Genomic DNA, 12,809 nt, shown 5'->3' on the forward strand with positions numbered 1-12,809 from the left:
CGAGCGAGTGAGTCGAGAGGCAGTCATGGAAGACCACACGACGCCGACCCGGGTGCGGGCCTCCGCCGCCGTGGTCGAAACGTTCCGGCATGCCAGTGCCGATGACAACCCGCTGCACGTCGACAGCAACTACGCACGGCGCACGGCCTTCGGCGAGCCCGTCGTCTACGGGGTGCTCGGCACGCTCCTCGCCCTGTCCGGTCTGGCGCCGCGGCCCGGTCGCAGCCCCGCCCGGATCTCCGCGCGGTTCCAGGCGCCCGTGTACGTGGAGCAGGACTACACGTGCGAGGTCGTCGACGATACGGCCGAGCGGGCGGTGGTCCGGCTCCGCGACGGCAGCCGCACACTGCTGGAGGTCACCGCGGAGTTCCGTGACGGCCCCGGGCCCGATGCGGGCGCGGCGCCCGAAGGCGCCGGCACGTCGGCCAGCCGGCAGCCGCGCAGGGCCGGACTCGGTGAGTTCACCCCCGGGCTCTCCTTGGGCGAGGGGTACGTACCCCGCTGGGACGGCATCGGGCGGTTGGTCGGGGAACTCGGCCTCCGAGAGCGCGGTCTGGGCCCCGTACCGGTGGGTGTCCTGGCCTGGATCAGCTACCTGGTGGGGATGGAGGCACCCGGCCAGGCCGCGCTGCTGTCCGACTTCGACGTGGTGTTCGAGGCGGCCGACGACCACGGGGAGTTCACCGCGCACGCCGAAGTGGCCGAAGTGCAGGAACGGTTCCGGATGCTGCGGCTCACAGGCGGGGCGAAGGCACTCGGGGTACGTGCCGAGGCTGCCGTACGCGCCTTCCACCGCGCGGATGTCCCCACGGGTGACGTGTCGGTACTCACCGGACTGCTGCCGGACGACACCCCCCTGGCCGGGCGCACGGCCCTGGTCGTCGGGGCGAGCCGTGGGCTGGGAGCGGCGATCACCCAGGCACTGGCGCTGCAGGGTGCCGAGGTCTACGCCGGTTTCCATCGCAGTGCCGCGGACGCGGCGGCGGCCGCCGAACGCGTCGGCGATGCGGGCGGCCGCATCCGCCTGCTGCCCGGTGACGCCGCCGACGCCGCCTGGGTCGCCGCGGCCCGCGACCGGATCCGCGCCGAGCACGGCGGCCTGGACCTGCTGGTGCTCAACGCGTGCCCCACACCGGCCGAACTGCCGCTGGAGCCGGCCACGTCCCGGCGCGCCGCGGACCACGTCGGCCGGGCGCTCGCCCTGACCCGTGAACCGCTGGCCGGTCTTGCGGCCGAGGTCGCCCGGCGCGGCGGCCGCGTGGTGGCGGTGTCGAGCGCGTGGACGGCCTCTCCACCGCCCGGCTGGTCGGCGTATGTCACGGCGAAGTCCGCGGTCGAGGGCCTCGTCCACGCGGCGGCGGCCGAACACCCCCGGGCGTCCTGGCTGATCGCCCGCCCGCCCAGGCTGCGTACCGCCATGACGGCCACACCGCTCGGGGACGACCGGGGCGCCGCCGTCGAACCGGTCGCGGCGGCCGTGGCCCGCGCTCTGGCGGCGCCCATGGCGCCGGGCACCGTCGACGTGCTGTCCTTCGCCGAGGACGGTACGGCGCTCGCCGCACCCGGCCAGGACGCCGGTCCGGCCCGTGGCGGGGCCGTCCTCCCCGTCGGCACGGCCAAGGCCGCCCCCGCGCCCCCCGATGCCGCGGGCTCACCCGATGCCGCCGAGCCGCGCTCCCCCGATCTCGGCCTCGTCGCCACGTTCACCCTCGACCCGCTGCTGGAACCACTGCAGCACTGGTGCGACCGGCTGGGACTCGGGCTCGGCGTGCGGCCGGCCGACTACGCGCAGGTGTTCCAGGAACTGCTCTCTCCCGAGGGCGTGTTCACCTCCGTTGAGCGGGGGGTCAAGGCGGTGCTGGTCCGGACGCAGGACTGGCCCGAGGGCGAGTGCGAGCGAACGGCACAGGAGTTCTCCGACGCGGTGCGCGCCCACGCCACGCGGAGCTCGGTCCCCGTGCTGGTGCTGCTGTGCCCGGCGTCGCCCGACCACGCCGACGGCCGCGGCCGGGACGCCGAACTGACCTGCGCCGAGGAGCTGATCGCCCGGCAGCTCGCCGGTGTCCCCGGCGTGCACGTCATCCGCCGGGAGCGCTGGGCAGGCGGGACCGTCCCGGCCGGGGAGACCAACTACGACCGGGCCCGTGACGCGGCGGCACACATCCCGTTCACCCGTGAGGGATATGCCGCCCTGGCCGCCGGGGTGGCACGGGCCGCGCACAGCGTGCTGACCGCGCCGTCGAAGGTGATCGTGCTCGACTGCGACAACACACTGTGGGGAGGGGTCGTCGGCGAAGACGGCCCGCACGGGGTGCGGCTGGACGCACCCCACCGAGCGGTGCAGGAGTGGGCGGTGGCCCGGCAGCGCGAGGGTGTGCTGATCTGCCTGGCCAGTAAGAACGAGGCGGCAGACGTCGACGAGACGCTGTCCGTGCGCGAGGACATGCCGCTGCGCCCCGAGCACATCACCGCGCGCCGGGTGAACTGGGACCCGAAGGCGCTCAGCATCGTCTCGCTGGCCGCGGAACTCGACCTGGGCCTGGACAGTTTCGTCTTCCTCGACGACAACCCGGTGGAGGTCGCGGCGGTCCGCGCCGCCCACCCGGAGGTCCTGGCACTGCAACTGCCCGAGGACGGCGACGCGGTGCCCGCCTTCCTGGACCGCATCTGGTCCCTGGACCGACTCACCGTCACCGACGAGGACCGCCGGCGCACCGACTTCTACCGGGCCCGCGGCGAGCGGGACGCGCTGCGCCGCAACGCTTCCTCGTTCGCGGACTTCATCGCCGGCCTGGAGCTGTCGGTGGACGTCGCGCCGCCGGCGCCCGAGCAGTATCCGCGGATGTCCCAGCTGACCTACCGCACCAACCAGTTCAACCTGTCCACCGTCCGCCGCGGCGAGCCGGAGATGCAGGCCCTGCTCGCCGACCCGGTGGTGCGCGTCCGCACCGCCCACGCCAGGGACCGCTTCGGCGACTACGGTCTGGTGGGCCTCGCCATCACCCGGGAGGACGCCGACGGGACCCACGCTGTCCTGGACACCTTCCTGATGAGCTGCCGGGTGCTGGGGCGTGGCGTGGAGCACGCGTTCCTCTCCGCCGTGGCCCGTGAGCTGGCCGAGGCGGGGGTGGCCGAGCTGGTGGTCCCGTACGTGCCGAGCGAGCGCAACACTCCGGTACGGCACTTCTTCGATTCGGTGCTCGGCCCGTTCGCCGCCCCCGGCGAGGACGGCCGCATCGAGTACCGGGCACCGGTGTCCGCAGTGGCCGACGTGGCGTTCGAGCCGGAGGACGCGGAGCCGGCGCCGGAGTCCGGGGCCGCCGGGAAGCCGCGGACCAGGCCGTCCGACGCAGCCGTGCGCGACGGCGTGCGCCGCCGGGCGCTGGTCGACCTGGCCCAGGACAGCGAACCGCTCGCGACCGTGCTGCGCGCCACCCGGCCCTCCGCGCGGCTCACGGCCCCCGCCGCGAAGGACGCCGCCGTGGAACCTCCCGTGCCCGTCACCGGCAGCCTCACCGAGGCATGCGAAGCCGTCTGCTCGGTCGTCGCCGATGTCCTCGGCCTGCCCCTCGCGGACATCGGCCCGCGCACACCGCTCGAAGCCATCCGCATGACCTCGCTGGCCGTCGTGGACGCGATCATCCGTCTGGAGAAGCGGTACGGGCCCCTGCCCAAGACGCTGTTCTTCGAGCACCGGACGCTCGGCGACATCGCCGCGGTGCTGACCGGTCCGGAGACCGCCGAGGGGACCGCTGACGCGCCGGACGAGACGAGGCCCGCCCCCGCGCCGTCCCGGCCCTCCGCCGCGCGACGCACGGCACCGGCCCCCTCGGCGGCTCCGGTCGTGCCGGGCCCTCCTGCCGCCGCCGCGGCGGAGCCCGTCGCCGTCATCGGCCTGGCCGGCCGCTATCCGGGGGCGGACAGCCTCGACGAACTCTGGGAGAACCTGCTGCACGGCCGCAGTACGGCCCGGCCCGTGCCCTCCGACCGCTGGGACCACTCCGCGGTCCACCATCCCGAGGGCGGACAGGGCCGCACGTACAGCGGCGTCGGAAACTTCCTCGACGGGATCGCCGACTTCGACTCGCTGTACTTCGGCATCGCCCCGCGCGACGCCGAGCAGATGGACCCCCAGCAGCGGCTCTTCCTGCAGACGGCTGTCGAGGCCGTCCAGGATGCCGGTTACGACCGGCACACGCTGGAGCGGAACACGGGCGTGTACGTGGGTGCCATGGCCGACGACTACCGCACCCTCAGCGCCAACGGCGCGGCCACCGGCCGCTCCCCCTACCCGTACGCCGACACCTATGCCATCGCCAACCGTGTCTCCCACTTCCTGGACCTGACGGGCCCCAGCATGGTGGTGGACACCGCCTGCTCCGCCTCCGGTGTGGCGTTGCACCTGGCCTGCGAGGCCATCCGCCGCGGCGAGGTGGCGGTCGCGATCGCGGGCGGTGTGAACCTTGTCCTGCACCCCATGCGGCACATCCAGTACGCGCAGATGGGGATGCTGTCGAAGGCCGGGGTGTGCCGTCCGTTCGCCGAGGGCGCCGACGGCTTCGTCATGGGCGAGGGAACCGGGGCGGTCCTGCTGAAACCGCTGTCGAGGGCGCTCGCCGACGGCGACCACGTCCACGGCCTCATCCGCGGCACCGCCGTCAACTCCGGGGGCCGCACCAGTGGGTTCACCGTGCCCAGTCCGGAGGCACAAGCGGCACTGGTGTCGCAGGCACTGCGCAAGGCGGGCGTGGCCCCGACCACCGTCGGCTACGTGGAGGCGCACGGCAGCGGCACCTCGCTGGGCGACCCGATCGAGGTGCGGGCACTGACGCGGGCGTTCGGCGAGCGGGAGCAGGCCGGCAGCTGCGCCCTCGGCAGCGTGAAGGCGAACATCGGCCATCTGGAGCCCGCCGCCGGCATCGCCGGCCTGACGAAGGTGCTCCTGCAGCTCAAGCACCGCACGCTGCCGCCCACGCCGCACGCCGGGACGCCCAACCCGTTCATCAAGCTGGACGGCGGTCCGTTCCGGCTGCAGACCGCGGCCGCGCCGTGGGAGCCGGTGGGCGTGGAGGCGGACGGCAGTACCCCTCCGCTGCGCGCGGGCGTGAGTTCCTTCGGCGCGGGCGGCGTCAACGCGCATCTCGTCGTCGAGGCGTACGAGCAGCCGTCCAGGGACGAGGAGGAGGACGCCGTGCGTACCGAGCTGTACGTGCTGTCGGCCCGTACGGACCAGCAACTGCGCGCCACCGCGCGGAGACTGGCCGGCCATCTGCGCGGACCCGGACGGTCCGTCCGGCTCACCGACGTGGCCCACACCCTGCGGGTCGGCCGTGAGCCCCTGGACGTGCGCGCCGCGTTCACCGCACGGGGCCGCGAGGAACTGCTCAACCTGCTGGACCGGATCGCCGAGGGCACCGAGGACGGCTCCGGCCCGGTGCACACCGGGCGGCTGGTGCGGGGCGGTCCGCTCACCGGCCTGTTCGGGGACACGCCCGGCGGCCAGGACTTCCTGGCCTCGCTGGCCGCCCGGGGCGAGCTGAACACCCTGGCCCGGCTGTGGGTCCAGGGAGCGGACCTGGAGTGGCCGGTGCTGCTGCCCGCCGCGCGCCGCACTCCGCTGCCCCCCTACCCGTTCGAGCGCGTGCCGTACTGGCTGCCGTCGTCCGCCCTGGTCCTGCCGGGTGGCACGACGCCGGCCGACCCGGCACCGGAGGCGGAGCGGGACGAGACGGCTGCCGTGTGGACCGCGCGCTGGGAACTCTCCCCCCGGCGGTCCGTCGGCGCGCACCCTCCGGCGACGGTACTGGTGCTCGACGCGCCGGGCGCCCCGGCACCCGAGGAGGGCGCGGCACAGCAGCCGTGGCAGGTCGTGCGTGCGGTGGAGTACGCCCCGGACGAGGTACCGGGCAAGGCCACCGGCCCCGCCGTGCGCCGCGGCAACGCCGACGACCTGCGTTCCCTCCTGGAACGCGCGGGCGCCGAGGGGCCCGTGGTCCTGGTCGACCGGCGGGGGACGGCCCGCGGTGCCGGGAAGTCCGAGGACCAGGCCTTCGCGGTCGCCCGGCACCTGCCCACCGGCCTCGGCCGCGCTGTGTCGGCAGGCGCGCTTCCCCCGCTCACGTACATTCAGGTGACCTCCGCCGGGGACGACGACCCCGTGAACGACGCGGTCGCCGCATTCGGCCGCGCCCTGGCCCGTGAGACGAGCCGCTACCGGCACGTGCGTGTCCGCCTCACCGCCGGTGCTTCCCCGTCCCTGGCCGACCTCGTCGCGGAAGCGGACAGCGCGGATACCGAGGTGCGGCTGAAGGCGGACGGGCGTGCGGTGCTGCGCTTCGCCGAGCACGCCGACGAAGGTGACGGGCCGGGCTTCACCGAGGGCGGCCACTACCTGGTCACCGGCGGCTCCGGCGCCATCGGCCGGCTCGTCGCGGCCCACCTGGCTGAGCAGTACGGCGCACGGGTCACCCTCATCGGGCGTTCGGCGCCCGGACCCGGGCACGAGCGCTTCTGCGCACAGCTGCGCACGCTCGGGGGCGACGGCCTGTACCTGCGGGCGGATGTCACCGACCGGTCCGCGCTGGACGCCGCGCTGCGCACCGCCCGCTCGCGGTTCGGCGCGTTCCGCGGGGTGCTGCACGCGGCCGGACTGATCGACGACGCGTTGCTGCAGGACAAGGGTGACGAGCAGATCGTCCGGGTGCTGGAGCCCAAGACCACGGGTACAGCGCTGCTCGACGAGCTGACGGCCGGTGACGAGCCGGGTCTCTTCGTCCTCTTCTCCTCGGTCGTGGGCACCGTCGGCAATGCCGGCCAGTGCGACTACGCGGCTGCCAACGCCTACCTGGACGCCTTCGCCGTACGCCGTGCGGAGCAGGTGGCGCAGGGCCTGCGCAGCGGCCGTACCGTCTCGGTGGCCTGGCCGCTCTGGTCCGAGGGCGGGATGCGGCTGGACCCCGAGGCCGCCGCGATGGCCGTCACGGCGATCGGTCTGGTGCCCATCGGCACGGCTGAGGCCATGCAGGTGCTGGAGGACGCCGTGCGCTCGCGTACACCACAGCTGTACGTGTCCTGCGCGGGGGCCGACCGCACGCGATCGGTCCTCGGCCGGGCCGGTCTGGGACCGCTGCCCGGTGACCCGCCCGTGGCGCCGTCGGCCGGTGCGCCCGCCGCCGGACCCGACCGCGACGAGGTCCGCGCCCTGGTCCTCGCACGCATCGCGGAGGTGGCCGGCACCACCCCCGACCGGATCGACGCCGCGACCGAGCTGGGCGCCTACGGCTTCAACTCCGTTCTGCTGACCACGCTCGCCAACCGGCTCAACACCGCCCTCGGCCTGGACCTGACGCCGGTGGCCTTCTACGAGTACCCGACCGCCGACGCGATCACGACGCACCTGGTCGAGCGGCACGGTGCACGCCTGCGCATGGCTCCGTGGGAGGCAGCCCCCGAAGGCGCCCCGGCACCGGACGTCGTGCGCGATCACACGCCGGCCCCCGTGGCCGGCTCCCCCGCGCCTGCCACGACGCGGCAGGCGCCCGCACCGGCCGGGGAGGAGAGGGAACCCGTCGCCGTGGTCGGTCTCGCGGGCCGCTTCCCCGGCGCACCGGACGCGGAGACCTTCTGGCAGAACCTGCTCGCCGGACGCGACCTGGTCACCGAGGTGCCGGCCGAGCGCTGGGACTGGCGGGCGTACGACGGTGATCCGCGCCGTGAACCCGGCACCACCGACTGCCGGACCGGCGGCTTCCTCGACTCGGTGACGGCCTTCGACGCGGCGCACTTCTCCCTCTCCCCCCGTGAGGCCTCGCTCATGGACCCGCAGCAGCGACTGTTCCTGGAGACCTGCTGGCACGCCCTGGAGGACGCCGGATACGACCCGAGGTCGTTCGCCGGAAGCCGCACCGGTGTCTTCGCGGGCGCGACCCTGCACGACTACCTGGAGGTGCTGGACGCTCACGGTACGGACGTGGCCGGGCACACGGTGACGGGCAACGTGCACGCCATCGTGGCCAACCGCGTGTCGTACCTGCTGGACCTGCGCGGCCCCAGCGAGACACTGGACACCGCATGCTCCAGCTCGCTCGTCGCGCTGCACCGGGCGCTCGCCGCCCTGCGTGCCGGGGAGTGCGACGCGGCGCTGGTCGGCGGGGTGAACGTCGTGATGACGCCGACCTGGTACGTCTCGCTCAGCCGCGGCGGCATGCTGTCGGCGAGCGGCCGCTGCCACACCTTCGACAGCCGCGCGGACGGATACGTGCGCGCGGAGGGAGTCGGTGCCGTCCTGCTGAAGCCGCTGTCGAAGGCTCTCGCGGACGGCGACACCGTGCGCGCCGTGATCCGCGGCTCGGCCGTCGGCCACGGCGGGCGGGCCCACTCCCTCACCGCCCCCACCCCGCGCGGCCAGGCCGACACGGTCGTCGCGGCGCTGCGCGACGCCGGCGTCGCCCCGGCGTCCGTGGGCTACATCGAGACGCACGGCACCGGTACCAGGCTCGGCGACCCGATCGAGATCCAGGGCCTCAAGCAGGCGTTCGAGCGCGCGGGCGGCGGAGCGCCCGTCCCCGAAGGGGGCACGGTGCTGGGTGCTCTGAAGGCCTCCGTCGGTCACCTGGAGAGCGCGGCCGGTATCGCGGGGCTGATCTCCGCGGTGCATGCCCTGCGCGACCGCACGCTGCCGCCGGTGACCGGGCTCGGTGACCTCAACCCGTATCTGGGCCTGGAGAGTTCGCCGTTCCGCGTGCTGCGCGAGCCACAGCCATGGACGGCGGCGGGCGACGCCCCGCTGCGCGCCGGAGTCAGCTCGTTCGGCTTCGGCGGTGTCAACGCGCACGTCGTCGTGGAAGAACCGCCGGCCCTCGTGGGCGGTCCCGCGGACGAACCGGGGCCACAGGTGGTCGTGCTGTCCGCGCGGACCCGGGAGCGGCTGCGGGCCTACGCCACCCGGCTGCGCGACTTCGTCACCGGCAGCGAGGTGTGCCTGGCCGATCTGGCCTGGACGTCGCAGACCGGCCGTACCCCGCTCGCCGAGCGGCTGGCGGTCGTGACCTCGTCGCTGCCCGAGCTGTCCGCGCGACTCGACGCCTATCTCAACGACACAGGCGAGGCCGGAACTCCCGGTGTGCATCTGGGAGGCCCGCACCGGGACACCGCCGGCGGCCCGGCCGTGCGGCCGACGGACCCGGCGGACGCGGCCGCCCGATGGACGGCGGGCGAACCGATGGACTGGGCGGCGCTGCACACCACCTCGCGTCGCCGGGTCCCGTTCCCGGGCTACCCGTTCGACCACAGCACCGAGTTCGGGCCCTCCGGCACTCCCGCGCGGACCGTCCCGGCCGTCTCCGCGGCACCCTCCGAGGCGCCGGGCCCGGTTCCCGATGCCGCGGACGGCACCGGTGCGCGGACCGTTCCCGCGCTGCTGACGCGGGACTGGGTCCGCGCGCCGCTGCCCGCTCCCGCGGAACCCGGCCGCAGGCCGCTCGGCGTGCTGATCGTCGCCGCGCAGGACACGCTCGGTTTCGCCGAGGCCGCTGCCCACGCCGCTGGCGCGGACAAAAGCGGCTGGGTGGTGGTGCGCGAGCGCAGCCTGCTGCCGTACCTCGGCCCCGACGAGTTCGAGGTGGACTTCGCCGACCACACGGCGGGCCACACCCTGGCGGAGCAGCTGTACGAGCGCTACGGACGGTTGGACGCGGTCGTCGACCTGACGGACCTCTCCGGTGACGGCACCGGGGAGCCGGTTCCCCTGGCCCGTGAGGCGGCCCGGATCGGGCTGCTCCAGGAGCTGGTCCGTCGCGCCACCGCAGCCGGGCACGAGCTGTCGGTCCTGCACGCCACGCGCGGACGCCAGGCCCTGCGGCACACCGCGCCCCGGGCCCGCGGTGCGGCGATGGCCGGGCTGGTGCGGGCCGTGGGCGCCGAGTACCGGACGGTCCGAGCGGCCTCCGTCGACCTGGACCCGGCGGTCACCGCCCCGGACGCGGTGCTCGCCACGCTGCGCGCCGAGCTCGCCGCGATTCCAAAGACGCCCACCGAGGTGTGCCTGCGCGGCTCGGACCGCCATGTCCCCGGGCCGCTGCAGGTGCTGCCTGCCCGGGCGGGGCGTGTCGAGCTGGACCCCGACCGGGTCTACCTGGTGAGCGGTGGCACCGCGGGCCTGGGTCTCGCCGCCGCCGAACGGCTGGCCGAGCTCGGCGCCCGCAGGCTGGCGCTGTTCGGACGGCGCCCGGTGCCACCGCGCGCCGAGTGGGAGCGGATCACGGCAGCCGCGGACACCACGGGAGACGAGAGCGACCTGCGGATCGCCGAGCTGGCCCGCGCCGTCGGCCGCCTGGAGGCCCGCGGGGTGCGGGTGCTGGTGCACACCGGCCCGCTCACGGACCGCCCCGCCCTGGCCGCGTTCCTCGACCGCGTGCGCGGTGGCCTCGGCCCGGTCGCCGGGGTGCTGCACTGCGCCGGCTCGGTCGACCGCCGGCAGCCCGCGTTCGTCCGGCGCCCGCCGCAGGCCGTCGCGGCCACCTGGGAACCGAAGACGGCCGGGCTGCGGACGCTGGACGAGCTCGTCCGGGTGGACCGCCCGGACTTCTTCGTCCTGTACTCCTCGGTCTCCGCGGTCCTGCCGCCCCTGGGGGTCGGGCTCGGGGACTACGCCGCCGCCAACGCGCACCTGGCGGCCTACGCGGCCGAGCGCAACGCGGCCGAGGGCCCGGGCGGCACCCGCTACCTCTCCATCGCCTGGGGCAGCTGGAGTGGCCTCGGTATGGGCGAGGTCAAGGCCGACGCCTACCGGGCGGCCGGCTTCGGCGCCCTCACCCGCGACACCGGCCTGGCCCTGCTGGAGCAGGTGCTGGCGCAGGGGGTGGACGGGGCGGTGGCGGCCGCCGTACGCCCCGGCCACTTCCCGCCCGCGCCGGATGCCGGAACGGATCACGACGAGAAGAAGGAGCACCAGGTGACGACCTCGGACAGCGCGCCGGGCGCTGCCGTCAGAGCGGCGGTCGAGGAGTTCCTCCTCGACCTCATGGCACAGGAACTGATGCTGCCGAAGGGCGCGGTGACCATGGACGCCCCGTTCGCGGAGCTGGGCGTGGACTCCATCCTGATCGCCGGGATGGTGGGCAGGCTCGAGGAGCTGACGGACGCCCCGCTGGATCCGTCGGTGGTGCTGGAGAATCCCACCGCCGCACGGCTCGCCACCTTCCTGACCAGCCAGTACCCGGACGGCGTCGAACGGTGGGCGGCCGGACGGGGCATCGGCGCGGCCTCTCCGGTGCCCGCCGGTACGGCCACCGTGCCCCGGACGCAGGACGGCCGTACCGCCGACGCGGTGCCCGGGCCCCGGCCGCTGGCCGTCATCGGCATGGCGAGCCGTTTCCCCGGAGCGCCCGACACCGAGGCCTACTGGACCCTGCTGGCCGAGGGCCGCAGCGCGATCCGCGAGGTGCCGGCCTCCCGCTGGAACACCGCCGAGCTGTGCGCACCGGACCGGCGGCCGGGCCGCTCCGTTTCCCGCTGGGGCGGATTCATCGACGGCATCGAGGAGTTCGATCCGGAGCCGTTCGGCATCGCGCCGGAGGACGCCGCGCACGTCGACCCGCTGATCCGGCTCGTGCTGGAGTGCGCCGAGCAGGCGTTCCGCGACGCCGGATACGAGCGCTCCGAGCTGGCCGGCACCCGCACCGGGGTGTTCGCGGCGGTTCAGACGGGCGCCTACGCTCCACGGATCCGCGTTCCGCACCGCAACACAGTCACGGGCCTCAACCAGAACTTCGCGGCCGCCCAGCTCGCCCAGGTCTACGACCTGCGCGGCCCGCACCTCGTGATCGACACCGCGTGCTCGTCGTCGCTGGCCGCGCTGGCCCTGGCCGAACAGTCGCTGCGGCTCGGCGAGTGCGACACGGCGTTGGTCGCCGCGGCCGATCTGCTCCTGGACGAGATGCCGTATCTGAAGCTGAGTGCGTCCGGCGCGCTCTCCCCGGACGCCGAGTGCCGGGTGTTCGACGCGCGGGCCAACGGTCTGGTGCTCGGCGAGGGTGCGGGTGCGCTGCTGCTGAAGCCGCTCGACGCCGCGCTCGCCGACGGCGACCAGGTGTACGCGGTCGTGGAGTCGGTCGCGGTCAACAACGACGGCCGCACCATGGGACTGACGACGCCGAACCCGGACGCCCAGGAGGACGTGGTACGCCGCGCACAGCGGGCCGCGGGAGTCGACCCTGGCGTGATCGGCCTCGTCGAGGCACACGGGACCGGCACGATGATCGGCGACCCGATGGAACTGCGCGCCCTGACCAAGGCGTTCGGAGATGCCGGTGAGCGCACCGGATACTGCGCCGTGGGCAGCGTGAAGTCCAACATCGGGCACACGCTGATAGCCGCCGGCATGGCCGGGCTGCAGAAGGTCGTGCTGGCTCTCAGGAAGCGCAGGATCCCGCCGACCCTGCATTGCGAGACGCCCAACCCCCGCTTCGCCTTCGACCGATCCCCCTTCTACCCGAACACCGAGCTGCGCGACTTCACGCCGATCGACGGTGTCCGCCGCGCCGGCATCAGTGCGTTCGGCTTCGGCGGGGTCAACTGCCACGCCATCCTGCGCGAGCCGACGGCCGCCGAGCTCACGGTCCGGCCCGCCGAGCGGACGAGTCTGCCGCCCGCCGTATTCCGCCGTACCCGCCACTGGGTGGAGCGCGAAACGCACCCGGCCACGGCCCCGTCCGCCCGGCCGTCCCTCGTCCCCGTCTCCCCCGCCGTCCCGGTACCCGCCGCGTCCGCCGCCGACCGCCCGATCCTGCCGCTTGAGGAGTTGAACTGAC

The 12,809-nt window shown here is 74.7% G+C and carries 1 protein-coding gene; it reads left to right on the forward strand.

The genetic code is table 11. The annotated features are described in order from the left end of the window. Positions 1-25 precede the first annotated feature (25 nt). Complete coding sequence (locus tag V1L54_RS13305) at positions 26-12,808, forward strand: SDR family NAD(P)-dependent oxidoreductase (protein ID WP_330118182.1); 12,783 nt, start codon at positions 26-28, stop codon at positions 12,806-12,808. The last annotated feature ends 1 nt before the right edge of the window (position 12,809 follow it).

The sequence above is a fragment of the Streptomyces rubellus genome (assembly GCF_036323805.1).
In the GTDB taxonomy this organism is placed as follows: domain Bacteria; phylum Actinomycetota; class Actinomycetes; order Streptomycetales; family Streptomycetaceae; genus Streptomyces.